We start from the raw sequence: 25078 nt of genomic DNA, 5'->3' as shown, positions 1-25078 counted from the left end.
GCAGTCCGCACAAGGAAACCCCGATGCTCAGGACCATCGAAGACTACGTTCGCCAACAGGTCGCCCCCGCCGCGTTGCGCTCGGAGTTTCGCCAATACGAATTCGAGAACTCCCGGCGTTTCTGCCAGCTGATCTTCTGCGTCAGCATCGCCGTCTGGCTGATCTTCGACCTGATCGTCAGCTACCTTGGCCACCAGGGCTTCACCTGGCGCTCGGGCCTGTTCGTAGGGCTGATGTGCAGCCTCACGGTGGTGCTGGGCTTCACCCGCAAGTCCCACCACTTCGACGTGCTCAACCTGCTGTTCATCGCCGTCATCACCCTGGGCATGCGCCTGGTCATCGAAGGCATCCCCATCGCACTGCGCCCGGTCTGGCTGGTGCTGGGCACCTCCACCGTGCTCTACAGCGTGTCGGTATTGCCGGTGCGGCGCTGGTCGTTCTTCTGCGCCATGGCCATCACCTGGGCCGTGCTCAACCCCTTCTTCAGCACCAACATCCGCCTGACCGACCTGGAAGCGGCCATGCTCATCAGCTATGCGCTGTTCCTCAGCGGCCTGGTGGTCTACAGCTACCTGCGCATCCGCCAGGCCAAGCTGCACAATTTCTACATGTCCAAGGTGCTGCTGGACCAGGCCTACATCGACGTGCTGACCGACATCCCCAACCGCCGCTCGTTCATGGCCAAGGCCGAGCGCCAGCTGAAGGCGGCGCCTTCCGGGCAGTACCTGGCGATGGTCGACATCGACAACTTCAAGAAGGTGAATGACCGCTTTGGCCATGACATCGGCGATGAGGTGCTCAAGCGCGTGGCGGTGCACATCAAGGCGACCATGGGCGGCTATGAATTCGCCAGGCTTGGCGGCGAGGAGTTCGTGATCTTTTTCAAGGAGCTCGACCAGGCAGGCGCCGAGCGGCAGGTGGCGGCGTTGTGCAGGCGGGTGCGCGAGGATGTGGGTGAACACCCGGTGACCATCAGCATCGGGCTGGCGCGGGTAGACAGCGAGGACACCCTGACCATGGCGCTGGTCAAGGCCGACCAGGCGTTGTACGAGGCCAAGCACAGTGGCAAGGATCGCTTCGTCCTGTGGACTGCCAGGCTTGCAGAAAACAGTTAGCCAGCACATGCCTATGGGAGCCGGCTTGCCGGCGATAGGGCCGGGCCTGCCAACCTAGCCGCCTGCAGGCAAACGAATCCTGAACTGCGCCCCACCCAGCGCCGACTGCGCCACGGTCAAGGTGCCGCCCTGCCCCTCGATCGCCCGCCGGCTGATCGCCAGCCCCAGGCCAAAGCCACCGGTATTGCGGTCGCGGCTGCGGTCCAGGCGGTAGAACGGCTGGAAAATCCGCTCGCGCTCCTCCACCGGAATGCCGATGCCATCATCTTCCACCGTCAGCAGGCAGGCGCCGTCCTCTTCCAGGCGCAGGCGCAGCAGCAGGCTCTCATCGCAGTAGCGCATGGCATTGCGCACCAGGTTCTGCACCGCCCGCGCCGTCAGCCGCGGGTCGAGCACGAAGCGTGGCAGCTTGCCTTCGGCCTGCACCTCCCAGCGAATGCCACGGGCATCGAGCTCTTCGGCAAAACTGCCAAGCACGCTGTCGACCAGCTCCAGCAACGACACCTCGACCCGCTCGCGGGCCTGGTCGGCGTTGTACAGGCGGCTGTAGGACAGCAGCTCGAGCACCAGCTCGTCCAGCTCGCGCACATGCCCCACCAGCTCCAGCAGGCGCTTGCGGCTGCTCGGCGGCACTTCGTCGAACAACAGCACCAGGCCGAAATCCAGGCGGGTGAGTGGCGTGCGCAATTCGTGGGACACCGCGTTGAGTAGCTCGCGCTGCTGGTTGACGTGGCGCTCCAGGTCGCTGGCCATGGTGTCGAACACCCCAGCCAGTTCACCGATGTTCGAATGCGGCGAAATGTGCGTGCGCTCGGCCATCTGCCCCTGGCCCAGGCGCCGGGCGGTTTCCTTCAGGCGCTCCAGGTCGCGCCAGTGCGGCCATACCCAAAGCAGCAGGCAGCCGAGCATGGCGGCGCCTATCAGCACGGTCACGCCCCAGGACAGCAGGTTGATGTCCAGCGGGTCGGGCGGTGCGTGCAGGCTGACCAGCCAGTTCTTGTCCAGCGGCGCCAGCACCGTCTGGTAGTAACCCCAGTCGCCGATGCGCACCACGAACAGGCCGTGCTCCAGGCGCGCCTGCTCGGCAGCGCTCAAATCGGCCTGGTCGTTGCGCAGCAAGCTGACCTGCAGCGGCGCGAACGCCTGCGCCAGTTCCTTTTCCACGGCCGGCCATTGCGCCTGCGGGGCCTGGCGGAACTGGCGGACGATCAGCGACTGCACGCCCTTGGCCTGGTCCAGGTTGTAGGCCATGAAGCGCTCGTGGAACAGGCCGACGATGGCATCGGGGATCAGCAGCAGCGCGCCGGCGTAGGCGACGATGATCACCAGGTACAGGCGCACCAGGATCTTCAGCATGTGCCCTCAGCACTCCCACTCGACGCGGCTGAACAAGTAGCCCTTGCCCCACACGGTTTTGATCTTGCGCGCCTCGCCTGCACTGTCATCGAACTTGCGGCGCAGCTTGGAAATGGCCACGTCCACCGAACGGTCGGTGCCATTGAACTCGATGCCGCGCAATTGCTGGAGGATGCGGTCGCGGCTGAGCACTTCGCCGGCGTTGCGCGCCAGCACCACCAGCAGGTTGTATTCGCCGCTGGACAGCTCCACCTCCTCGCCGCGCCAGCTGACCAGGCGCTCGGCCAGGTCGATGCGCAGGCCGCCGACCAGGATCTGCTCGTTGTCCAGGCGCGGTTCGTTGACGCTGCTGCGGCGCAGCAAGGTGCGCACGCGGGCCAGCAGTACCCGTGGCTCGCAGGGTTTGGTGACGTAGTCGTCGGCGCCCATTTCCAGGCCCAGCACCTGGTCGTGGCTGTCGTCGCGGGCGGTCAGCATCAGGATCGGCAGGCTTTGCGAAGCCTGGCGCAGCAGGCGGCACACCTGCAGGCCGTCGATGCCGGGCAGCATCAGGTCGAGGATCACCAGGTCCGGCTTGTCGCGGTGGAAACTGTCGAGCACATGGTCGCCACGGGCAATCACCCGTACATGGAAATCGTTGCGTTGCAAGTAGCTGGCGATCAGCTCGGACAGGGCACTGTCGTCTTCGACCAGGAGAATATTGGGCATAGGCGCTTGAGAAAAATTAGGGGAGGACCGCTCAGATGGCCAAGGAGAATATAGAATCCTACAACTGGGTAGGCTCATTCTTCACACTTTTTCACACACGCCCTACAGCTGTTAACAGGCACCCAGGGAACGGCTGCCGTAGCATACACCGGGTCATCATCGGAAGATCCGTATGCCTATCATCCTCCCCCCGCACCTGCGCCCCGTGGCGCTCGTGGCGCTGCTGGCCGTTTCCCTGGCCGGTTGCAACGACAGCGCCGAACAGCCCGAAGACGCCCCCAAGCCCCAGGTGCGGGTAGAAACCCTGCAGCTCGAGCCCCTGGCCATCAGCACCGAGCTGAGCGGGCGCATCCTCGCCCCGCGCACCGCCGAGGTCCGCGCCCGGGTCGCGGGCGTGGTGCTCAAGCGCGTCTATCGCGAGGGCAGCGACGTCAAGCAGGGCGACGTGCTGTTCCTCATCGACCCGGCCCCGTTCAAGGCCGACCACGACAGCGCCCGCGCCACCCTGGCCAAGGCCCAGGCCAACCTGTACCAGGCCCGCCTGCAAGAGCAGCGCTACCGCGAACTGGTCGACGACAAGGCGGTCAGCCGCCAAGAATACGACAACGCCCGCGCCGCCTTCCTGCAGGCCGATGCCGTGGTCGCCGAGTCCAAGGCTGCCCTGGAGCGGGCACGCCTGAACCTGGGCTACGCCACGGTCACCGCGCCCATCTCCGGGCGCATCGGCCGCGCACTGGTGACCGAAGGTGCGCTGGTCGGCCAGAACGAGAGCACGCCACTGGCGACCATCCAGCAACTGGACCCGATCCACGCCGATGTCACCCAGTCGACCCGCGAGCTCAATGCCCTGCGCCGCGCCCTGCGGGCCGGTGAACTGCAGCAGGTGGGCGCCAGCGAGGCGCGCGCCACGCTGATCCAGGACGACGGCAGCGCCTACCCGCTGCCCGGCAAGCTGCTGTTCTCCGACATCAGCGTCGACCCGAGCACCAACCAGATCACCCTGCGCAGCGAGTTCCCCAACCCCGACCTCGACCTGCTGCCCGGCAGCTACGTGCGCGTGCGCCTGGACCAGGCGCTGCAGCCCAAGGGCCTGAGCGTGCCGCAGCGGGCCATCCTGCGTGACAGCGCAGGCGTGCCCAAGGTGCTGGTGGTCGACGCCCAGGCGCGCGTCAGCGAACGCCAGGTGCAGCTGGGCAGCGCCCAGGGCGACCGCTGGCTGGTCAGCGACGGCCTGGCCGCCGGCGAGCGCGTGGTGGTCGAAGGCCTGCAGCACGTCAAGGCCGGCGACCAGGTACAAGTCGACGGCGCCCAGCCCATCGCCCAGCACAACGGCCAGTGAGGGCCTGACCCATGCCGCAATTCTTCATCGACCGCCCGGTGTTCGCCTGGGTGGTCGCATTGTTCATCCTGCTGGCCGGTGCCCTGGCCATCCCGCAATTGCCGGTGGCCCAGTACCCCAACGTGGCGCCGCCGCAGGTGGAAATCTACGCCGTGTACCCAGGCGCCTCGGCGGCGACCATGGACGAGAGCGTGGTCAGCCTGATCGAGCAGGAGCTCAACGGCGCCGACAACCTCTTGTACTTCGAGTCGCAGAGCAGCCTGGGCAGCGCCACCATCACCGCCACCTTCGAGCCGGGCACCCACCCGGACCTGGCCCAGGTGGACGTGCAGAACCGCCTCAAGGTGGTCGAGTCGCGCCTGCCGCGCCCGGTCACCCAGCAGGGCCTGCAAGTGGAAAAGGTCTCCACCGGCTTTTTGCTGCTGGGCACCCTCACCTCGGTGGACGGCAGCCTGGATGAAACCGCGCTGTCGGACATCCTGGCGCGCAACGTGATGAACGAGATCCGCCGCCTCAAGGGTGTCGGCAAGGCCCAGCTGTATGGCTCCGAACGCGCCATGCGGATCTGGATCGACCCGGCCAAGCTGATCGGCTTCAACCTCACCCCCAACGATGTGGCCGACGCCATCGCCGCGCAGAACGCCCAGGTGGCCCCGGGCAGCATTGGCGACCTGCCCGCCCGCGGCACCCAGGAAATCACCGCCAACGTGGTGGTCAAGGGCCAGCTGAGCACCCCCGAGGAGTTCGCCGCGATCGTGCTGCGGGCCAACCAGGACGGCTCCACGGTGACCATCGGCGATGTCGCCCGGGTGGAAATCGGCGCCCAGGAATACCAGTACGGCACCCGCCTGAACGGCAAGCCGGCCAGCGCCTTCAGCGTGCAGCTGGCGCCGGGCGCCAACGCCATGGAAACCGCCACCCTGGTGCGGGCGAAGATGCAGGAGCTGTCGCGCTACTTCCCCGAAGGGGTGAAGTACGACATCCCCTACGACACCTCGCCGTTCGTCAAGGTGTCGATCCAGCAGGTCATCAATACCCTGTTCGAGGCCATGCTGCTGGTGTTCGCGGTGATGTTCCTGTTCCTGCAGAACCTGCGCTACACGCTGATCCCGACCCTGGTGGTGCCGGTGGCGCTGATGGGCACCTTCGCGGTGATGCTGGCGCTGGGCTTCTCGGTCAACGTGCTGACCTTGTTCGGCATGGTGCTGGCCATCGGTATCCTGGTGGACGATGCCATCGTGGTGGTGGAGAACGTCGAGCGGATCATGGCCGAGGAAGGCCTGCCGCCCAAGGAGGCGACCCGCAAGGCCATGGGCCAGATCAGCGGCGCCATCGTCGGCATCACCCTGGTGCTGGTGGCGGTGTTCCTGCCGATGGCCTTCATGAAGGGCTCGGTGGGCGTCATCTACCAGCAGTTCTCGCTGTCGATGGCGGTGTCGATCCTGTTCTCGGCGTTCCTCGCCCTGAGCCTGACCCCTGCCCTGTGCGCCACCTTGCTCAAGCCCCTGGCCAAGGGCGAGCACCATGAGCGCAAAGGCTTCTTCGGCTGGTTCAACCGCCGCTTCGAGTCGATGAGCAAGGGCTATGAGCGCTGGGTGGTCCAGGCGCTCAAGCGCAGCGGGCGCTACCTGCTGGTGTATGGCGTGCTGCTGGCGGTGCTGGGCTACGGCTTCAGCCAGTTGCCCACGGCCTTCCTGCCCACCGAGGACCAGGGCTATACCATCACCGACATCCAGCTGCCGCCGGGTGCCAGCCGCATGCGCACCGAGCAGGTGGCCGCGCAGATCGAGGCGCACAACGCCGCGGAAGCGGGCGTGGGCAACACCACGGTGATCCTCGGCTTCAGCTTCTCCGGCAGCGGGCAGAACGCGGCGCTGACCTTCACCACCTTGAAGGACTGGTCCGAACGCGGCGCCGACGACAGCGCCCAGTCGATTGCCGACCGGGCCAGCGCTGCGTTTTCGCAAATTCGCGATGCCGTGGCGTTCTCGGTGCTGCCGCCGCCGATCGACGGCCTGGGCGAGTCCACCGGCTTCGAGTTCCGCCTGCAAGACCGTGGCGGCATGGGCCATGCCGAGCTGATGGCGGCGCGTGACGAGTTGCTGGACGGTGCGCGCAAGAGCAAGGTGCTGGTCAACGTGCGCGAAGCCTCGCTGGCCGAAAGCCCGCAGGTGCAGCTGGAAATCGACCGCCGCCAGGCCAACGCGCTGGGCATCTCGTTCGCCGACATCGGCGCGGTGCTGGACACCGCCGTGGGCTCCAACTACGTCAATGACTTCCCCAACCAGGGCCGCATGCAGCGGGTGGTGGTGCAGGCCGAAGGCGACCAGCGCAGCCAGGTCGAAGACCTGCTGAAGATCCATGTGCGCAACAGCAGCGGCAAGATGGTGCCCCTGGGCGCGTTCGTCCAGGCCAAGTGGGTCAGCGGCCCGGTGCAGCTGACCCGCTACAACGGCTACCCGGCGGTGTCGATTTCCGGCGAGCCGGCCGCCGGCTACAGCTCTGGCGAGGCCATGGCCGAGGTGGAGCGCCTGGTCGCCCAGTTGCCGGCCGGCGCCGGCCTGGAATGGACCGGCCTGTCGCTGCAGGAGCGCCTCTCCGGCAGCCAGGCACCGCTGTTGATGGCCTTGTCGCTGCTGGTGGTGTTCCTGTGCCTGGCGGCGCTGTACGAAAGCTGGTCGATCCCCACCGCCGTGCTGCTGGTGGTGCCGCTGGGCGTGCTCGGCGCGGTGCTGGCCGTGACCTTGCGCGGCATGCCCAACGATGTGTTCTTCAAGGTCGGGCTGATCACCCTGATCGGCCTGTCGGCGAAGAACGCCATCCTCATCATCGAGTTCGCCAAGGGCCTGGTGGACCAGGGCGTGGACGCCGTCGATGCGGCCGTGCAGGCTGCCCGCCTGCGCCTGCGGCCGATCGTGATGACCTCGCTGGCGTTCATCCTCGGCGTGGTGCCGCTGGCCATCGCCACCGGCGCAAGCTCGGCCAGCCAGCAGGCGATCGGCACCGGGGTGATCGGCGGCATGCTCAGCGCCACCCTGGCGATCGTGTTCGTGCCGGTGTTCTTCGTGGTGGTGATGCGTTTGGCCGGGCGCGGTCGAGCAACCAACCATGCCATGGGTGAAGAGCGCGGCTTGTAACAGCAAGCGCTTGCGGTGAACGACGGTAACTCTGTAGTGCTGGCATCGATGGATGATCTGGGTGGAAGAAGATCGCGATGCCAGCCTAGATCCCGAGCGCAGCCTTACTGAATGGATAATAGGCGGCCTGAACAGCTAAACTGTTAACCTTTTGCACTTCCCCGCACCTTGTAGGCTGGGAGTTCCTGAACTCAGTGGAGGACCCCTGTGAAGCTCTCCCGGCTAAGACTGCGCGACTATCGCTGCTTCGAATCTCTTGATATCGATTTCCACCCCCAATTGACTGTGCTGGTCGCTTCGAACGGTGTGGGTAAGACTTCAATCCTTGATGCCATCGCGGTTGCTTACGGCCCTTTTGTCGGCGCTTTTGACGAAGCGACCGGCAGTCATTTCGAGCCTCGAGACATTCGCCAGTTCGCCGTTCGCAAGACATCCTCCAATGAGATGGAGTACGCCGCTAAAGGTGTGAGGATGGAGGCAGAAGGCAGTATTCCCGGAAGCTTGATGCACACGCTGGATACCGGGTTGACAAGTACCTGGAGCCGAAGCCTTTCAAGTGCAACGAAAACCAAGACCACGGTGAAGGATGCCAAGGAACTGAGCGACTATGGCAAACGGCTCCAGGAGGCCGTTCGCACACCCGGTAATGAGGTGTTATTACCGCTCATTGCCTACTACGGCACGGGTCGGTTATGGCAGCAGAAGAACAAGAAGCGTGATTCAGCGCCGCTTCAGCGCACGTCGCGAACAGTTGGCTACACCGACTGCCTGGATCCGGCCTCCAGCTACAAATCCTTCGTAGATTGGTTCCGCTACTGGAGCATCAGCGCCAAAGAATACCGCTACAAAGCGATGGAACTTGAAAAGCCACCACGGTCCTCAGAGTTCGACGACTACATCGAGTCGGTAAGCACCGCCGTTGAAGTCTGCATGTCCCCTGCGGGTTGGCAGGGGATCGAGTACTCACTGGCCAAGGAAACGCTGGTTTCCTACCATCCCGATTTCGGTCTACTCCCTGTGGAGTTGTTGAGCGATGGCATTCGCAACATGATCGGGATGGTCGCAGATATTGCTTTCCGCGCCACCAAACTCAATGGTCAATTGGGTGCCTTGGCAGCCAGGGAAACTCCCGGAATCGTGCTGATCGATGAAGTGGATATGCACCTTCATCCAGAATGGCAACAGGCAGTAATACCTTCGTTAACTAAAGCCTTTCCAAAGATACAGTTCATCGTCACCACACACAGCCCCCAGGTGCTCAGCACCGTTGATAGCGAATCGGTGCGGATGATCCGCAGTGAACGGGATCCTGAATCGGGTCGGATGGCCACATTGATAGAAAGCCCGCACTGGCAAACCCGCGGTATTGCCAGTACGGACTTGCTAGCCCGCATCATGGACGTCAATCCGGTACCCGACATTCCCGAAGCACGCTGGATCAACCAGTTCCAAGCGCTCATCCAGCAGAATCTAGAGGATTCGGCAGAAGGAGCTGCGCTGCATGCAAAGCTGGAGCAGCACTTCGGCATGGGACATCCCATTATGCAGGAGTGTGATCGCTTGATACGCCTGCAAAACTTCAAACAGCGACTGCCCAAAGCCTTAGGCAAGGAGTGACGCCGGGTGCGACGGTTGAACAGAGAAGTAGAACCGCCCGAAGGCCTGAGGCGCTATCGTCACGGTCGCGATCAATGGAGCAGTATCACACTCGAACACCGCCAAGGGATATGGGACAAGCTGGACGCCATGCAGGGCAAGCGCTGTGCTTATTGCGAAGCCGACATAAACCACGAAAGACGGCATATTGAGCACTTCCGCCAGCGAGATCGATATCCCCAAGGAACATTCGACTGGCACAACCTCTTCGGCTCCTGTAACCGCACAGGCACCTGCGGGAAGCTCAAGGACAACTGCGGTCTTTACCACCATGAGGACCTCATCAAACCAGATATAGAGGACCCCGAAGCCTTTCTCGTTTTCACTCCAAACGGCTCAGTTCAACCAAGGGCCAATCTGAGCGCAAGAGACCGGAACCGCGCCGAGCAGACCATTCGAATACTCGGATTGAACGGCGCACTGACGCAGATAAGGCTGGAGCAGATACGCGGCCACCTGGATACAGCAGTGATGATCGCGGAGCTGGCCGAAGAGTATCCCGAAGATGAATGGCTACCATTCCTGGCTGACGAGCTCACGCTCATTATTGATCTACCGTTCGCAACCGCCATCAAGCATGTACTGACTCCACAAAATGAATGACACCCCACCTTTTGGTCTTACGCACTGCTCAATTCTGATTCTGGCCGGTGGCCGTGGCCAGCGCATGGGCGGCCGTGACAAAGGGCTGCTGGCATGGCGCGGCGAGCCGCTGGTGGCGCATGTGCAGCGGGTGGTGCGGCCACTCAGCGACGATGTGGTGATCTCCTGCAACCGCAACCAGGCGCTCTATCGGCCGTTTGCCGATCAACTGGTGGGCGATGCCGAGGCGGATTTCCCCGGGCCTTTGGCAGGGGTGATCGCAGGCTTGGCGGCGGCGCGGCATGCGTGGGTGGTGGTGCTGGCCTGCGATGCGCCGTTGATTGACCGGGCGTTGGTCGAGGGCTTGCTGCGCCTGGCGGTGGCCCATGATTGTGCGGCCATGGTGCGCCAGGGGGGGTATTGGCAGCCGATGTTCAGCGTGCTGCCGCGCAGGCTGCTGCCGAGGCTGGAGCAGGCCTGGGCGGCGGGTGAGCGAAGCTTGCAGAAGGCGCTGCTGCTGGAGGCGGTACAGGGGCTGGAGTGTGCCGAGGGGGATGCTCGGTTGAGCAATTTCAACAGCCCGGATTTGCTGCAAGGCTGAGTGGTGGGGTGGCTGTACTGGCCCTATCGCCGGCAAGCCGGCTCCCACAGGAGGGTGCCCACACAGGGCGATGTGAGCCCTTTTGTGGGAGCCGGCTTGCCGGCGATAGGGCCATCAGGTACAGCCCATCAACCCACTGATAATTCCTCGACACTGATCTCGCGCATCCTGAACTTCTGCACCTTGCCGGTCACCGTCATCGGGAATTCGTCGACAAAGCGGAAGTACCTGGGCACCTTGAAATGCGCAATCCGCGCCCTCGCCCATTCGCGCAGCTCGTCCTCGCTGGCCTCCTGCCCAGGATGCAAACGCACCCACGCGACGATTTCCTCGCCATACTTGCTGCACGGCACGCCGATCACCTGCACGTCGGCCACCGCCGGGTGGGTGAAGAAAAACTCCTCCAGCTCACGCGGATAGATGTTCTCGCCACCGCGGATGATCATGTCCTTGCTGCGCCCGACAATACGCACATAGCCCTGCTCGTCCATCACCACCAGGTCGCCGGTGTGCATCCAGCCTTCGCCATCGATGCTCTCGGCCGTGGCGTTGGGGTTGTTCCAGTAGCCCAGCATCACGCTGTAGCCGCGGGTGCACAGCTCGCCGATCTCGCCGCGCGGCACGCAGTGGCCGTCGCCATCGACCACCTTGCTTTCCAGCCGAGGCTGGGTGCGGCCCACGCTGGTGACGCGGCGCTCGAGGTCGTCATTGGCCCCGGTCTGCAGCGACACCGGGCTGGTTTCGGTCATGCCGTAGGCGATCTGCACCTCGGCCATGTGCATCTCGTCGATCACCCGGCGCATCACCTCGATCGGGCAGGTGGCGCCGGCCATGATCCCGGTGCGCAGGCTCGACAGGTCGAATTGGCCGCGTTGCGGGTGGTCGAGTTCGGCGATGAACATGGTCGGCACGCCGTACAGCGCCGTGGCCTTTTCTTCGGCCACGGCGCGTAAGGTGGCTAGCGGGTCGAAGGCATCGTTGGGGTAGATCAACGTGCTGCCGTGGGTCATGCAGCCGAGGTTGGCCATGACCATGCCGAAGCAGTGGTACAGCGGCACCGGCACCACCAGGCGGTCGTGCTCGGTCAGGCCCAGGCTCTCGCCGACCATGTAGCCGTTGTTGAGGATGTTGCTGTGGCTGAGCGTGGCGCCCTTGGGAAAGCCGGTGGTGCCGGAGGTGTACTGGATGTTGATCGGGTCGTCGCAGCGCAATTGTGCCTGGCGCTCGGCCAGGGCCTGGCGGCTGACCGACGCCGCGCGCGCCTGCAGTTCGTGCCAGGCAAGAAAACCAGGCGGCGCCACCACGGCCAGGCTGACCACCCCGCGCAGCTCGGGAAAGCGCGCGCAGATCAGCGCGCCGGGCTGCCCTTGCGCAAGGCCTGGGATCAGGCTCAGGAGCATGGCGTGGTAGTCGGAGCTCTTGAAGGCATCGGCGCAGATCACCCAGCGACAGCCCGACTGGCCGAGGGCGTAGTCCAGTTCGCTGCTGCGGTAGGCCGGGTTGATGTTGACCAGGATCGCGCCGACCTTGGCGCTGGCGAACTGGGTGATGCACCACTCGGCGCAGTTGGGCGCCCAGATGCCCAGGCGGTCGCCCGGCTGCACGCCCAGGGCCATCAGGGCGCGGGCATGCTGGTCGACGGCTTCGGCCAGTTGCTGCCAGGTGTAGCGCAGGGCCTGGTGGCGCACCACCAGGGCTTCGCGGTCGGGGAAGCGGGCGACGGTGGCGTCGAAGGCGTCGCCGATGCAGTGGCTGAGCAGGGCTTTGTCGTGGTTGCCCTGGGTGTAGCTGGGCTGGGTCATGGGCGATCGCCTTGTTGTTCTTGTAGTGGATTAACCGGCCCTATCGCCGGCAAGCCGGCTCCCACACCGGGCGCTTTGAGCCCTCCTGTGGGAGCCGGCTTGCCGGCGATAGAGGCAACACCGAACTAGCGGACGAACACCTGCGGCGTGGTGGTGGACATGTCGCCACCGGGCAGCTTGATGTTCTTCACCTTCTCCAGCGTGTCGGGGTCGAACACCGCCAGGTCGTTGAAGGTACCGCCCAGGTACAACTTGTCGCCCTTCTTGTCGAAGGTCACGCAGTAGTAGGTGTGCTCCAGGTTAGCCGCCTTGATCAGCTTGCGCTGCTTGATGTCGTACTTGGCCAGGCGGTTGAGCACGCCGTAGATCTGGTTGGGGTCCTTGGGCGAGCGCAGGCCGGTGAAGTACAGCTCGGTCAGGTCGGCGAACTCCTGGGTGTGGGTCTTGCCGGTCTTGAGGTCGACGCTCAGGTAGCCGTACAGCAGCTCGGCCGTGTTCGGGTCCTGCTTCTCGTCCTTGAACTTGGCGATGGTGTAGAGCATCGAGAACTCGTGGCGCGGGCTCTGGTGCGGCCAGAAGTACAGCACGTCCGGGGCGCTGTAGCCTTGGCGGTGCCAGTTGCGCAGCGGCAGGGCCACTTCGTACTTGCCGGTTTTCACGTCCATCTTGTACATGTCGGGCCCGGCGAAGAACAGGCTGCCATCGTCGGCGGCGCGCATCAGGTACACCTGGCGCGGCATCGGGAAGGTACGCACGGGCTTGGCATCGACGCCGTCGGCGCTGTTGAACACCTCCAGGCGCGGCGGCTTGACCACGTAGTGGTCGTTGAGCTGCTGGGTCGGGTTGACCGTGGCGTAGATCTCCTTGCCATCGGGGCTGATGGCGAACGAGTACATCGACTTGCCGACTTCACCGGACACGCTCGACAGGTTGGCGTGGAAGGTGGTCTTGCAGGTGTCCAGGTCCACGCCGTAGATGTCGGCGTAATGGTTGTTGAGCACGTAGGCGGTGTGGTTGTCCGGCGCCATCATCGCGGTGCCGGGGCCGAACTTGCCGGGCAGCGGGCAGCTCTTGTAGAGCGTGTCGCTGGCCACATCGACCAAGTGCAGGTTGTTCGGGTAGTTGGTGGTCACCAGGTATTCCTGGCCGGCCTTCAGGGCCTTGCCTGCGTCGTCGGCCTGCACCGCCCAGGCGCAGGCCGTGGCGGCGATGGTGAGCGCGAGTTGCGCGCAGCGTCCAGCATTCATGCGGTTTCCCCTTGTTTTTCTTGTCGGGCCGGTCACTTGTCTTTCGGGAACACGGTGCCGAGGTTGCGCCAGTCTTCCTGGGAGTTGGTGGCCTGGGCGTTCCAGTCCTGGTAGGTGCTCATCATGTCCGGCACCTGGGCCGGCCACCAGCAAGGGTCGGAGCAGCCGTACAGGTCGGCCTCCATCGGCTGGCACAGCGAGCTGACGCCGCCAAAGGCGTCCACTTCCCAACCCGGGTCGGTGGTGGCGGTGCAGCCGGCCACGGCGCTCATGGCCATGACTTCTTCGACGCGGTCTTCGGCGGCGGCCTGCTCCAGGATGCGCGCCTTGTTGTTCAGGGGCTTCAAGTGCTTCATGTCAGTGGGCCTTTCGCGGGGTGATGTAGCGATCGATGAAGGCCGGGTTGGCGGCCATGATGCGGCTGTAGACCTCGATGCCGAAGTCGACCCAGTCGCGCATCAGCTCGCAATAGTGGTAGGTCGGGTGCTGCGGGTCGCCGTAGCGCGCGTAGCTCTCGTGGTAGCAGCCACCGGAGCACAGGTTGCGGATGCGGCAGCTGTCGCAGCCGGTGTTGCTGCGGTCCAGGCGCTGGGACAGAAAATCGTTGAGCTGCGCCTGCTTGACGCCCTGGTGCACGTTGCCAAAGGTCGGCAGGCTGGAGCCGGTGAAGCGGTGGCACAGGTTCAGCTCGCCTTCGTGGTCCACCGCCAGCATCTTCAGCCCGGCGCCGCACGGCAGGGCCTTCTTGTGGCCCTCGTGGATGTCGGTGATCAGCTGGTGCAGGTTGGAAAACCCGATGTTGCGGTGCTCCAGTGCCGCTTCCAGGTAACGCCGGCCCAGGGCCTTCATGTTGGCGAACACCTCGATGAGCTCGTCGCCGCTGAGGTTGAAGTCGGACATATCGCCAGACGTCACCGGGGCAAAGCCGACTTCGGCAAAGCCCATCTCGTTGAACAGGTGGTTCCAGATGGTCTCGACATCGGTGATGCCGCGGGTCAGCGTCACCCGCGCGCCCACCGGGCGGCTGGTGTAGCGCGACAGCAGCATGTCGGCCTTGCGCCGCACCACGTCATAGGTGCCCTGCCCGCCCACGGTGATGCGGTTGCGATCGTGCACGGTCTTGGGCCCGTCGATGCTCACCGACAGGCCGAAGCGGTGGGCGTTGAGCCAGTCGACGATCTCTTCGGTGAGCAGCGTGGCATTGGTGGTCATGATGAATTCCACCTGCTTGCCCGCCTCGGCGAAACGCCGCTCGCAGTAGGCCACCATGTGCTCGATCAGCGGCCGGTTGGACAGCGGCTCGCCGCCGAAGAACACCACGCTGTAGCGCTGCTCGTCGGGCGATTCCTTGAGCAGCATCTCCACCGAGGCTTCGGCGGTGGCGGTGCTCATCTTCTTGCCGGCCGAGGGTTTGTCCAGGTCTTCCTTGTAGCAGTAGGTGCAGCTCAGGTTGCAGCCGGTGTTGACGTTGAGCACCACGGTGTTGAGCGCGGTGCGCTCGACTTGCCTGAGGGCAATTTCCGGCGTCAGTGGCGAGCCGTCGCTGACCAGCTCCAGGGCGATCAGCTCACGCAGGGTTTCCTGGATGTCCTGGCCGGCGAACTGCTGGCCGAGGCGCTGGGTCAGCTCCTCGGCGCTGCAGCCTTGCTGGCGCAGGGTGTCGATGATGCTGCCGGTCACCGCGTCAGTGGCGAACAGCGAGCTGCTGGGGATATGGAACAGCATGCGGTCGGCGTCGACCTGCACTTCGTGCAGGTTGCGCTCGACCAGGTTCAGTAGTGCGCCCATGGCGACCTCCGCGTAATCGATCCGTTGAACAAGCTTGGCAACCAGCCCTTATGGCAAGGGCGGGTTGTTCCAGCGCTGAACGGTGACGATCAAGTGCCCCTCGCCCGTCTGGCCGCCGTCAGCCAAGGTCGCGACCACCTTCAGGTTGCCGGCGTTGTTGGTCATCATCTTGCGCGCCGGGTTCGGGCCGGCGCCGCCTGGCACGAACACGCCGTCGGCCTGCATTTGGCCGGCGAACTTGACGTCTTCGTCCTCGACCGCACGCTCGTTGAATGGCTCGACCTTCCAGGTGGCCGGCAGGTAGCCGATGCGCAGCGGCTGGCCGCTGGCATCCTTGCCCCAGGCCTCGGCCTCGAAGCGGCCCTGCACCTTGGGCACCGAAGCGCCGTTTTCGCCGATGCGGGCGATGGAAAACGCCGGCACCACCTTCACTTGCTCGACCTTGTCGTACACCGCCAGGTTGACGCCCTTGAGCGCGCCCACGGCGATTTCACGCTGGCCCGGCTTGGCATCGGCCGCGGCGCGCGCCTTGACCCGCACCAGGGTCGGGGTCTGCTCCAGCACTTCGGTCACTTCCACGCCCGCGCCCAGGTCCGGCTTGCCGTCAAGGCCGGTGCCGACCAGGCTGATTTCGCTTTCGCCACCGGCCTTGATGAACGCCGGTTGCACCGCCAGCAGGCGCGCCTTGCCTTCCTTCACAGCGGTGAAGTCCAGGCCGCGCTCATCGTGGTCGGCCTCGAACATGCGGCCTTTCATCTCGCCGTCGAGCGCTGCGAACACCTGGCGCAGGTTGGCCTCGCCAACCTTGACGTTGCCGCGCCATTCGTAGCCGTTGTAGAGGATCGCCGAGCCGTTGCCGTTGAACGGCGTGCCGTCGGCGTAGCTGCCCTTGACCTCGACCTTGAAGGTATCGCCCTGGTCGGGGCTGACGGTCATCACACCGCGCACGTCGCCCTTGGCCAGCATGTGGCCGCTGAAGGCCCACTGGCCGGGCAGGCTATCGGCCTTGGGCTTGGCTTGCTGCCATTGCTCCCAGGCCGGGCTTTGCAGCGGGAAGCGCTTGGCCAGTTCCGGCACCACCTGTTTCAGGGCAATTTCCAGCCAATCGCGATCGCGCGCCTGGGCCTGGTACTCCAGCGACGGCCACTGGCCGAGGTGGAAGTTGACCAGGTGCTCCCATTCCTGCGCCGGGCGGCGCTGCAGGGCAACGCGGGCACCGGAGTGGCAACGCCCGCAGGTTTCGCTGAGCATGCTGTCGAAGTGCTCGACGGTGTTGAGGCGGCGCTCCATGGCGTAGCGCACGCCATCGGTTTCGCTCGGCGCCAGGCCCTGCTTGTCGGCCAGGTACTTGACCAGGGTGCGGCGGTCGTCGTCGCTGATCTGCAGGCCGTGCATGACCTGCATGCGGGCGATGCTCATCAGCCAGCCTTCGGGTGTCTTGCGCTGGTGGCTGATGCGGCTGTAGGTGTCGTTGCCTTCGGGGATGTGGCACCCCATGCACTTGTTCTGCAACAGGCTCGGGCCCTGTTCGGCCGCCATGGCCTGGGTGCCCAGCAGTGCGGCGGCGACAAGCGCCAGTTTGCCCGCATGCCGCCGGAGTCGAGTCGTCTTCAAGGTCAGACCTCCACGGTTGTTGTTCTTATGGTTTTCGCACGCTTGGGTACAGCAGGTGTGCATGTGACAGTTGTGATACAGAAACTGTGCCAGATGCTGGGAAGTCGTTGTATTTCAGGCTCTTGAGGGGTTTTGGGGGTTACCGGGTGGCCGCCATGGGCGAGTAGGACCGTGCCAATTCGCGACAGGGTGTATCAGGTTGAGACAGGGCCTGCTGCGCAGGCCATCGCCGGCAAGCCGGCTCCTACCTACCTGTGGGAGCCGGCTTGCCGGCGATAGGGCCTCACAGGCACTGTTTCATCCACCGTCTCACACCGTCTCAAAGTGCAACAGCGCAACCACGCAATCGCGCCCTTGCACACGAGCAAAGCCAAGGCAGCACAGGCCTTTGCGCCCGATGCACGATCTTGGCACGGCCATTGCGCCAGCCCCGGGCACATTCAATGACAAGAGGCACCGCCCCATGCTTTCCGAACTGCCCATCCTGCCCGCCACCCGCGCCTTCCTCGATCGCAAGCTGAAGATGCGCATCGGCGCCGAGTGGCAGGGCGCCACCCACGGCCGCACCCTGTCGTTCCGCAACCCGGCCACCGGCGACATCCTCGGCGAAGTGCCGGCGGCCGAGGCCGAGGATGTCGACCGCGCCGTGCGCGCCGCGCGCCAGGCCTTCGACGACTCGCCGTGGAGCCGCATGCGCCCGCGCGAGCGGCAGAACCTGCTGTGGCGCCTGGCCGACCTGATGGAGCGCGACGCGCAGCAGCTGGCTGAGCTTGAATGCCTGAACAACGGCAAGAGCGCTGCCGTGGCCAAGGTCATGGACGTGCAGCTGGCGATCGATTTCTTGCGCTACATGGCCGGTTGGGCCACCAAGATCGAAGGTAGCACCGTCGAGGCGTCGATGCCGTTGATGCCCAACGACCAGTTCCATGGCTTCGTGCGCCGCGAAGCGGTGGGCGTGGTGGGCGCCATCGTCGCCTGGAACTTTCCGCTGCTGCTGGCCTGCTGGAAGCTCGGCCCGGCCCTGGCCACCGGCTGCACCATGGTCCTCAAGCCGGCCGACGAAACCCCGCTGACCGCGCTCAAGCTCGCCGAGCTGGTGGACGAAGCCGGCTACCCGGCCGGGGTGCTCAACGTGATCACCGGCACTGGCCTGAATGCCGGCGCAGCGCTGAGCCGCCACCCCGGCGTGGACAAGCTGACCTTCACCGGCTCCACCGAGGTGGGCAAGCTGATCGGCAAGGCGGCGATGGACAACATGACCCGCGTCACCCTCGAGCTGGGCGGCAAGTCACCGACCATCGTCATGCCCGACGCCGACCTGCAGCAGGCCGCCGCCGGCGCCGCCACGGCAATCTTCTTCAACCAGGGCCAGGTGTGCTGCGCCGGCTCGCGGCTGTATGTGCACCGCAAGCATTTCGACAACGTGGTGGCCGACATCGCCGGCATCGCCAATGGCATGAAACTGGGCAGCGGCCTGGACCCGGCGGTGCAGATGGGGCCGCTGATCTCGGCCAAGCAGCAGGACCGGGTCACCGGCTACATCGAGCTGGGCCGCGAGCTGGGCGCGACCATTGCCTGTGGTGGCGAAGGGTTCGGCCCAGGCTATTTCGTCAAGCCGACGGTGATCGTCGACGTCGACCAGCGCCACCGCCTGGTGCAGGAAGAAATCTTCGGCCCGGTGCTGGTGGCGATGCCGTTCGATGACCTCGACGAGGTGATCGGCATGGCCAACGACAACCCCTACGGGCTGGGGGCGAGCATCTGGTCCAACGACCTGGCGGCGGTGCACCGGATGATTCCGCGGATCAAGTCGGGATCGGTGTGGGTCAACTGCCACAGCGCGCTGGACCCGGCATTGCCGTTTGGCGGCTACAAGATGTCTGGGGTGGGGCGTGAGATGGGCGCGGCGGCGATCGAGCATTACACCGAACTTAAGTCGGTGTTAATCAAGCTTTGATCCGGCATTTGTAGCGTTCTTGAGATCGAGCGCCGCCCGCTCAGGCCTGCACAATAAGGTGTTGACCACCACAGGCGCCTGCAAGGCCGACGACAGCGACTGGAAAATCCCATTCCCCGACAAGGGGTCAACCGCCATGGCGGCATCCCCCACGCGGATCCAGTCGTCCCCCACGCAGTCACCCGCAAGGATCGCCGTGCTGCTGCGCGCATGCACCTGGGCAGGCGCGAAGGCCTGCGCACCGAACAGTTCGGCCACCAGCGCCGAACCCCGGCGGCGCTCGGCGCAGTACTCGGGCAATGCGGCCTTGCCCGGCAAGCCGCCGGCATCCAGGGTGATCTGCCAGTAGCAACGGCCATCGGCGCGCCGGGCCATCCACGCCCAGCCTTCGTCCAGGCTCTGCACCGCCGACGCCGGCGCCCCGGGCTCACCCTGCCAGAGGTTCAGCAGGCTGACCGTTTCCGGCCCGCGCAAACGGTCGGCCGCCAGCGGCGCCTGGCGGCCTCGTGCTTCGACCAGAAATTCAGCGTGCAACACCTGCCCGTCGTCCAGGCCGACGCAATGCACGCCCTTGCGCGTGACCTCGCGCACGCGCCCTTTGATCACCTTCACCCCTGCCCGCTCGAGGTCCAGGCGCAGGGCTCGGTCGAAGCACTGGCGGTCGAGCAGAAATTCCTGGTTCAGTTGCAGGTGCTGGCCATTCCAGCGCACCTCGCGGGTCGCCGGCATTGCCGCCTCTGCCAGGGCACCGCCCAGGCCGGCGTTGCGCAGGCCCTCCAGCACCCGCTGGGAAACCCCTTCGAGCGCGGCGAAGCGCCGCCAGTCGCTGACCACGGTGACCGGGTAGCCCAGGCGGCGCAGGCCAAGCGCGGTAGCGGCGCCCGCCGGGCCTGCGCCCAGCACCAGAATGCGCGGCTCAGGCATCGCCTGCCCTGCGCCGCTCGGGGCCGGTGAAACTGGCGTGGGCCTGCAGCCAGGCGAGCAGCTGCTGGCGGCCCAGCCCGGGCTGTTGCTGCAGCAGGGCAGCCATTCGCCCCGCCACCGCCGCGCAGCCCAGGCTGGCACCGGCCATGCGCCGTTCACCGACGTGCCCGCCGAAATCGGCCTGGGCGCTGCCCAGCCACGACCACTGGCCCGGCGCGCAGCGGGCGTCACCGGTGATGCGTATCACCCCCGGGTAGCTGGCCGGGTAGACCGCCGCGCCCTGGGCAGGGCTGGATGCGCACAGCAGCACGCCTGCGGCCTGCACTTCGGCGCAGGCCTGGCGCAGCGCCGGGCGGTCCTGCTGCAGCCCGAGGCTCAGGTTGATCAAGGTCGCCCCCTGCTCGGCCAGCCACAGCATGCCAGCGGCTACCTGCAAGGCACTGGTGCTGCCCTGTTCGCCGAACACCTGGGCCAGCAGCACCGGCACCCTGCCCGCCTCCCCCTGCAGGCGCGCCAGCACAGCGCTGCCATGGCCCAGGCGGTCGGGTTGCAGTTCGCCTTCACGCAGCACGCCGTCGTCCAGCCAGAAGCGGCGTGCGGCGCCCAGGCTCTCGGCCTGGGCCGGCGTGCAGCCGCTGTCGACCACCCCCAGGCGTATTTCAGTGGCCATGCTTGAGGGCCTCCTGGGGCAATACCCGCAGTTGCCCGCCCTGCAGATGCAGGTGCAGGTCGGCATCGGCCAGGGTCGCGGCGCGGTGGCTGATGAGGATGCGCGTGCGCCCGGCGAACAGTTCGTCGATGGCGGCGATCACCTCGCGCTCGGTGGCTTCGTCCACCGCCGAGGTGGCTTCGTCCAGCACCAGGATCGACGGCGCCTGGAGCACCGCGCGGGCGATGGCGATGCGTTGCTTCTGGCCACCGGAAAGCTGCTGGCCGCGCTCGCCGAGCAGGCCATCGAGGCCCAGCGGCAGGCTGGCCACCAGGCCTTCCAGGTGCGCCAGGCGCACCACCTGTTCCAGCGCTTCGCGGCTGGCCTGGGGCGCGCCGTAGGCGAGGTTCTGCGCCAGGGTGCCGCGAAACAGCACGATGTCCTGGCTGACCACCGCGATGCGCTGGCGCACGGCGGCCAGGTCCAGCTCGCGCAGGTCCACGCCGTCGAGCAGGATGCGCCCGCCATCGGGGTCGTAGAAGCGCTGCAGCAGGTCGATCAGGGTCGACTTGCCAACGCCCGAGGCGCCGCTGATGGCGACCTTGAGGCCCCCGGGCAGGCAGGCGTCGACATTGTCCAGCACCGCGCCCTGGCGCCCGTCATGGGCAAAGCGCAGCGCCTCCAGGCGCAGCTCGCCCGGCCCTTGCGGCATCGGCCGCGGCACCGCCGCCTCGTGCACGGCCACGGCTTCCTGTTTCAGCTCCATCACCCGGCCCAGGCTCACCGCCATGCGCTGCACCGCCACATACAGCCCCAACAGGCTCTGTACCGGGCCAACGGCCATGCCCATGTAGGTGGAGAACGCAATCAGCGCGCCCAGCTGCCAGGTACCCTGGATCACCCACCAGCCGCCCACCAGAAACGCGCAGGCGCGGCACCACGAAGTCAGCGTGCCGGGGATCGCCTGGGTGAAGAATTCGGTGACCTGCACCTTGAGCAGCTGGCGCATGTAGCCCTGGCCCAGCTGGTCCAGGCGCCCGGCTTCCCGGCCTTGCTGGCCGGCGGCCTGGATGAACTTCATCGCCGGCAGCGTCTCGACCAGGAACGAGGACACATCCGCCGAACGCTCACGCAGGCTGCGCACTTCGCGCTCGACCTTGCGCCGCATCCAGCGCAGCCACAGCACCTCGAGCGGAATCAGCAGCGCCAGCAGCAGCGACAGCTGCCACGACAGCATCAGCATCAGCGCCACCGCGCCCACCAGGCCGATCACCGCCGACACCGCCGAAAACAGCGAATCCACGGCGAACCGCTGGATCTCGGCAACGTCGCCATCGAGCCGCGACAGGATATCGCCAGTGCGCCGGCGCCCATAGAAGGTCGGCGACAGCCGCTGCAGGTGGCGGTACAGGTCGTCGCGCAGGGCGAACAGAATGCGCCCGGACAACCGCGTGTGCAGGTAGCGGTTGACCCCGGCCAGCACGGTGCCGAGCAGCCCGGCGCCGATCATGATCGCCGCCATGTGCCAGAGGGTCTGGTAATCCTTGGCCAGCAGGCCTTCGTCGATCAGCGTCTTGACCAGCCAGGGTTGCGCCAGGGCCAGCAGCGAGGCGCCCAGCGACAGGCCCAGCAACGCGCCGATGGCACGCCGCTGCGGGCGCACGAAACCATACAGCCAGGCCAGGGCCTGGCGCATGAGCACAGGGTCGCTGGACTCCATCAGCCTTGAGAACAAGCCGCCCATGTCAGCCCCGCAACTGTTTGAGTTTGCGGTACAAGGTCGCCCGGCTGATGCCCAGCGCCTCGGCGGCCGCCGAGACATTGCCCTGATGGCGCGCCAGGGCGTTGCGAATCAGCTCCAGTTCGCTGTCCTTCAAGCTGCCGGAGGGCGCACCGCCGCTGGCCAGTTCGTCGAGCAGGCAGTCGGTGAGGTGGTCCAGGGTCAGCAGCTGCTCGCCGTCCTCGCGCATGGCCAGCGCCGTGCGCACCACCATTTCCAGCTGGCGGATGTTACCCGGCCAGTCGAAGCCTTCGAGCAAACCGGCCAGCGCCGGGTCGAGGCTCACGCCCTTGGCCCCGGCCTTGTCCAGCAGGCCTTCGATGATCGCTGCCAGGTCGTCGCGCTCGCGCAGTGCCGGCAGGCGCAGCGACACGCCGTTGACCCGGTAGTAGAGGTCTTCACGAAAATGCTGGTCCTGCACCAGGCGCTTCAGGTCGCGGTGGGTGGCGCAGATCAGCGCCACGTCGATGTCCTGCTCGTCGCCCGCGCCCAAGGGCGCCACCCGCCGCTCCTGCAGCACGCGCAGCAGGCGCGCCTGCAGGGCCAGCGGCATGTCGCCGATTTCATCGAGGAACAGCGTGCCGCCGTGGGCCTGCATCAGGCGCCCGACCATGCCGCCGCGGCGCGAGCCGGTGAAGGCACCTTCGCGGTAGCCGAACAGTTCGGACTCGATCAGCCCTTCGGGGATGGCCGCGCAGTTAACGGCCACGAAGGGCTTGTCGGCACGCGGGCTGGCCTGGTGCAAGGCGCGGGCGACCACTTCCTTGCCGGTACCGGTCTCGCCCAGCAGCAGCACCGGCAGGCCATTGCCCAGCCCCTGGCGGGCCATGCGCAGGTTGCGCGCCAGGCGCGGGTCGCCACCGGCCAGCGCTTCGAGCGCGGGCGACGGCTTGCCCGGCGCCGGCTTGCTGGCGGGCGCGCTGCCATTGACCCGCGCATGGCGCGGTAGCTGCAAGGCGCGGAAGTAGAACTCGCCCTTGGCCGTCTGCACGCTGCTCACCCCGCCCTGCCACAGGCGCGCGATGAAGGCGGGCGAGCGCTCGCCCAGCAGGTCGCTGCTGCGCCGGCCCAGCAGCTCATGGCGCGGTACCTGCAGCAGCTGGCAGGCGTTGTCGTTGGCGGCCAGCACTTCACCGTCCAGGCTCAGCGCCAGCAGCCCCTGCCAGGCACTGTTGAGGTACTGCGTGCGGCTGTGGAAGGCCAGCACCAGATGCTCCGGGTGGCACAGGCCAAACAGCCGGCTTTCGATGTTGCCGGCTGCCAGCATCAGCGTGGTCAGGCTGTCCTGCGGTTGCGCCATCACCCCTTCGCGGGTGATGTCGAGCACACCGATCACCTCGCCGTGCGGGTCGCGCAGCGGCACGGAGGTGCAGGAGAACGGGCTGAGGCGGTCCAGGTAGTGTTCGCCGCAGTTGATCAGCGTCGGCCGGCCTTCGACCACGGCAGTACCGATGGCATTGGTGCCGCGCAGCGACTCGCTCCAGCAGCTGCCCGGGTGCAGGTCGCGCAGACCCTCGCGGCTGAGCACGTGGGTCTGGCCTTCGATGGCCAGCACGTTGGCTTGGGCGTCGCCAAGGATGATGATCCCCGCCTTGCCTTGGCGCGCGACCAGGTAGTCCAGCTCGGGGGTAACGGCGTCGACCAGCAGGCGGTTGCGCTCCAGGAGCATGCGCAGGTCATGCCCCTGCTCCAGGCCCAGGCCCACCTGCTCGCCTTGCAGGCAGTCCAGGCCATGGCCCAGGCTGCGGCGCCAGGAGGCGTCGATTTCGTCGCGCAGCATGCCCAGCGGCAGCTCGCCTTCACTGGCAAGCTTCAGGCGGGCCTGGCGGGATTCGTGCAGCGGGTCTTGGGCGTTTGTTATGAGTTGTCGCGCCATTTTCTACTCCGGCTGTGCCCCGCAAGGTGGCGGGGGACGGGCTTGGGAATTTTCCGCAGTGTGCGGGAGAAATTCCTGACCGTCATCAGGCTGCGGTAGAAGGTGGCATAAGGTTACGTTTACGTAAAGGGAGAACGCGATGGTTGGCAAAGGGCCAATGATTGCGGATTGGAAGTGCAGTTCGGGCAGATTTCGAGCGCCGTTGCGGTGCTCGAAATCACGCGTGCCACTAACGCCCCTCAAACACCTCGCATCTTCGGCGCACTTTCCCGTTCGGCCTGCTGCTGCATTTCCACCCCATCGAGCAACGCTTCCACCACGGCCTTGGCCGAGTCCAGCCCATGGTCATTGCTCAGCAGCAGATCGCGACAAGTCCCCGTGGCCAATTCCAGGGCCTTGAGGTTGGTCGCAAAAGCCCCCTTGAGCAGTGTCGACAGGTGCACCAGCGCGTCTTCGTAGTCCACGCCCGAGCGCACGGCAAACAGCGGCGGGTGGCTGCATTCGCAGGTCGAGAAACTGGAAGATGCCGTAACGGCGCGGGCAGGAGGATCCGGTAAGCCTTTTGTCATTGTGCTGCTCCTTGATTCACTGGAGCCGCCACACAACGTGACCAAACGAATGGGTGGCGACTGTACGCGGGTTGGTCAACCGGGAATCAAGGAAACCGGCGCGCACGAAGGCGCCCCACGCACAGCCGCCATAAAACGAAACAGCTGGGCACAAAAAAGCGCCAACTGTATCGCAGAGCGGCGCTTATGCGCCTTGATGATTGCGGGTGACCAAACCCGGCTGCTGGATTGACAGCAGCAGGCAAAGACTACCGGTGCCAGGGAAGGGTTTCAAGCCGAGACTGCGCGCAGTAACACTTCTGTTGTACCGGCCCGCGCAGGGTCAGCGCTGCCATCCCACCAACCTCCCCCAATGCTGGGTGACTGCCCCCATGCCCC

The 25078-nt window shown here is 65.8% G+C and carries 18 protein-coding genes and 1 pseudogene; 7 read left to right on the top strand and 12 right to left on the bottom strand.

Annotation, left to right across the window (positions count from 1 at the left end; genetic code table 11):
* Window positions 1–23: 23 nt before the first annotated feature.
* Window positions 24–1115 (top strand): GGDEF domain-containing protein, encoded by a 1092-nt coding sequence (locus tag L6D75_RS20060; protein ID WP_176517531.1) that lies wholly within the window; start codon window positions 24–26, stop codon window positions 1113–1115.
* A gap of 54 nt (window positions 1116–1169) precedes the next feature.
* On the opposite strand, the gene L6D75_RS20055 is transcribed toward L6D75_RS20060, so the two are convergent.
* Both L6D75_RS20055 and L6D75_RS20050 read right to left on the bottom strand, forming a co-directional pair.
* Entirely contained in the window at window positions 1170–2471 is a 1302-nt protein-coding gene (locus L6D75_RS20055) for an ATP-binding protein (protein ID WP_176517532.1), read from the bottom strand.
* A 6-nt stretch (window positions 2472–2477) separates the two neighbouring features.
* Complete coding sequence (locus L6D75_RS20050) at window positions 2478–3179, bottom strand: response regulator (RefSeq protein ID WP_176517533.1); 702 nt, start codon at window positions 3177–3179, stop codon at window positions 2478–2480.
* A gap of 172 nt (window positions 3180–3351) precedes the next feature.
* On the opposite strand from L6D75_RS20050, the gene L6D75_RS20045 reads away from it, so the two are divergent.
* The 5 genes from L6D75_RS20045 to mobA all read left to right on the top strand — a co-directional run bounded on the left by L6D75_RS20045 (window position 3352) and on the right by mobA (window position 10494).
* Window positions 3352–4518, top strand: coding sequence for an efflux RND transporter periplasmic adaptor subunit (locus tag L6D75_RS20045; protein WP_176517534.1), 1167 nt, complete (start codon window positions 3352–3354; stop codon window positions 4516–4518).
* Between the two features lie 11 nt (window positions 4519–4529).
* The gene (locus L6D75_RS20040; RefSeq protein WP_176517535.1) at window positions 4530–7655 is read left to right on the top strand and encodes an efflux RND transporter permease subunit; all 3126 of its coding nucleotides are present in this window, start codon (window positions 4530–4532) and stop codon (window positions 7653–7655) included.
* A 207-nt stretch (window positions 7656–7862) separates the two neighbouring features.
* On the top strand, window positions 7863–9272 hold the full coding sequence (locus L6D75_RS20035; protein ID WP_176517536.1) for an AAA family ATPase: 1410 nt from the start codon (window positions 7863–7865) through the stop codon (window positions 9270–9272).
* Between the two features lie 6 nt (window positions 9273–9278).
* Window positions 9279–9914, top strand: a complete 636-nt coding sequence (gene ptuB / locus L6D75_RS20030; protein WP_176517537.1) for a retron Ec78 anti-phage system effector HNH endonuclease PtuB — start codon at window positions 9279–9281, stop codon at window positions 9912–9914.
* Window positions 9907–10494 carry a molybdenum cofactor guanylyltransferase MobA gene (gene mobA / locus L6D75_RS20025; RefSeq protein ID WP_176517538.1) on the top strand — a complete coding sequence of 196 codons (588 nt, stop codon included), beginning with the start codon at window positions 9907–9909 and terminating at the stop codon, window positions 10492–10494. The genes ptuB and mobA overlap by 8 nt, the downstream gene beginning before the upstream one ends.
* A gap of 128 nt (window positions 10495–10622) precedes the next feature.
* Here mobA and L6D75_RS20020 read toward each other — a convergent pair whose 3' ends face one another.
* From L6D75_RS20020 to peaA, 5 genes are all read right to left on the bottom strand, one after another.
* Window positions 10623–12296: a fatty acid CoA ligase family protein gene (locus L6D75_RS20020; protein ID WP_176517539.1), complete on the bottom strand. Its 1674-nt coding sequence runs from the start codon at window positions 12294–12296 to the stop codon at window positions 10623–10625.
* 125 nt (window positions 12297–12421) lie between these two features.
* Window positions 12422–13543 carry a quinohemoprotein amine dehydrogenase subunit beta gene (gene peaD, locus L6D75_RS20015; protein WP_176517540.1) on the bottom strand — a complete coding sequence of 374 codons (1122 nt, stop codon included), beginning with the start codon at window positions 13541–13543 and terminating at the stop codon, window positions 12422–12424.
* A gap of 32 nt (window positions 13544–13575) precedes the next feature.
* The gene (gene qhpC / locus L6D75_RS20010) at window positions 13576–13899 is read right to left on the bottom strand and encodes a quinohemoprotein amine dehydrogenase subunit gamma (protein ID WP_176517541.1); all 324 of its coding nucleotides are present in this window, start codon (window positions 13897–13899) and stop codon (window positions 13576–13578) included.
* A 1-nt stretch (window position 13900) separates the two neighbouring features.
* Complete coding sequence (peaB, locus tag L6D75_RS20005) at window positions 13901–15331, bottom strand: quinohemoprotein amine dehydrogenase maturation protein (protein ID WP_176517542.1); 1431 nt, start codon at window positions 15329–15331, stop codon at window positions 13901–13903.
* Between the two features lie 48 nt (window positions 15332–15379).
* On the bottom strand, window positions 15380–16945 hold the full coding sequence (gene peaA, locus L6D75_RS20000) for a quinohemoprotein amine dehydrogenase subunit alpha (protein WP_176517543.1): 1566 nt from the start codon (window positions 16943–16945) through the stop codon (window positions 15380–15382).
* 463 nt (window positions 16946–17408) lie between these two features.
* Between peaA and L6D75_RS19995 the strand changes: the two genes are divergently transcribed.
* Complete coding sequence (locus L6D75_RS19995) at window positions 17409–18902, top strand: aldehyde dehydrogenase family protein (RefSeq protein ID WP_176517544.1); 1494 nt, start codon at window positions 17409–17411, stop codon at window positions 18900–18902.
* A gap of 27 nt (window positions 18903–18929) precedes the next feature.
* Here the strand turns inward: L6D75_RS19995 and qhpG are convergent.
* From qhpG to L6D75_RS19970, 5 genes and pseudogenes are all read right to left on the bottom strand, one after another.
* A pseudogene (gene qhpG / locus L6D75_RS19990) lies at window positions 18930–19826 on the bottom strand (flavin-dependent monooxygenase QhpG); the annotation flags it as partial.
* Window positions 19819–20496: a subtilisin-like serine protease QhpE gene (gene qhpE / locus L6D75_RS19985; protein ID WP_176511819.1), complete on the bottom strand. Its 678-nt coding sequence runs from the start codon at window positions 20494–20496 to the stop codon at window positions 19819–19821. The pseudogene qhpG and the gene qhpE, both read right to left, overlap by 8 nt.
* A complete protein-coding gene (locus tag L6D75_RS19980) occupies window positions 20486–22219 on the bottom strand; it encodes an ABC transporter ATP-binding protein (RefSeq protein ID WP_176511818.1) in 1734 nt (577 codons plus the stop codon). Before L6D75_RS19980 ends, qhpE begins: the two co-directional genes overlap by 11 nt.
* 1 nt (window position 22220) lies before the next feature.
* On the bottom strand, window positions 22221–24131 hold the full coding sequence (locus L6D75_RS19975) for a sigma-54-dependent Fis family transcriptional regulator (protein WP_176511817.1): 1911 nt from the start codon (window positions 24129–24131) through the stop codon (window positions 22221–22223).
* 239 nt (window positions 24132–24370) lie between these two features.
* Entirely contained in the window at window positions 24371–24616 is a 246-nt protein-coding gene (locus L6D75_RS19970; RefSeq protein ID WP_176511821.1) for a hypothetical protein, read from the bottom strand.
* Between the last annotated feature and the right edge of the window lie 462 nt (window positions 24617–25078).

It is taken from the genome of Pseudomonas faucium (assembly GCF_021602585.1).
Classification (GTDB): Bacteria; Pseudomonadota; Gammaproteobacteria; order Pseudomonadales; family Pseudomonadaceae; genus Aquipseudomonas; species Aquipseudomonas faucium.
This window is presented reverse-complemented; position numbering and strand designations above follow the sequence as displayed.

Bases quoted from the DNA above. Each gene is read 5' to 3' on its own strand.
- L6D75_RS20060 (WP_176517531.1), top strand. From the start codon at position 24: ATGCTCAGGACCATCGAAGACTACGTTCGCCAACAGGTCGCCCCCGCC.
- L6D75_RS19980 (WP_176511818.1), bottom strand. From the start codon at position 22,219: ATGGGCGGCTTGTTCTCAAGGCTGATGGAGTCCAGCGACCCTGTGCTC.
- qhpE (WP_176511819.1), bottom strand. From the start codon at position 20,496: ATGGCCACTGAAATACGCCTGGGGGTGGTCGACAGCGGCTGCACGCCG.
- mobA (WP_176517538.1), top strand. From the start codon at position 9,907: ATGAATGACACCCCACCTTTTGGTCTTACGCACTGCTCAATTCTGATT.
- L6D75_RS20055 (WP_176517532.1), bottom strand. From the start codon at position 2,471: ATGCTGAAGATCCTGGTGCGCCTGTACCTGGTGATCATCGTCGCCTAC.
- L6D75_RS20020 (WP_176517539.1), bottom strand. From the start codon at position 12,296: ATGACCCAGCCCAGCTACACCCAGGGCAACCACGACAAAGCCCTGCTC.
- L6D75_RS19995 (WP_176517544.1), top strand. From the start codon at position 17,409: ATGCTTTCCGAACTGCCCATCCTGCCCGCCACCCGCGCCTTCCTCGAT.
- L6D75_RS20045 (WP_176517534.1), top strand. From the start codon at position 3,352: ATGCCTATCATCCTCCCCCCGCACCTGCGCCCCGTGGCGCTCGTGGCG.
- peaB (WP_176517542.1), bottom strand. From the start codon at position 15,331: ATGGGCGCACTACTGAACCTGGTCGAGCGCAACCTGCACGAAGTGCAG.
- qhpC (WP_176517541.1), bottom strand. From the start codon at position 13,899: ATGAAGCACTTGAAGCCCCTGAACAACAAGGCGCGCATCCTGGAGCAG.
- peaD (WP_176517540.1), bottom strand. From the start codon at position 13,543: ATGAATGCTGGACGCTGCGCGCAACTCGCGCTCACCATCGCCGCCACG.
- L6D75_RS20050 (WP_176517533.1), bottom strand. From the start codon at position 3,179: ATGCCCAATATTCTCCTGGTCGAAGACGACAGTGCCCTGTCCGAGCTG.
- L6D75_RS20040 (WP_176517535.1), top strand. From the start codon at position 4,530: ATGCCGCAATTCTTCATCGACCGCCCGGTGTTCGCCTGGGTGGTCGCA.
- L6D75_RS19975 (WP_176511817.1), bottom strand. From the start codon at position 24,131: ATGGCGCGACAACTCATAACAAACGCCCAAGACCCGCTGCACGAATCC.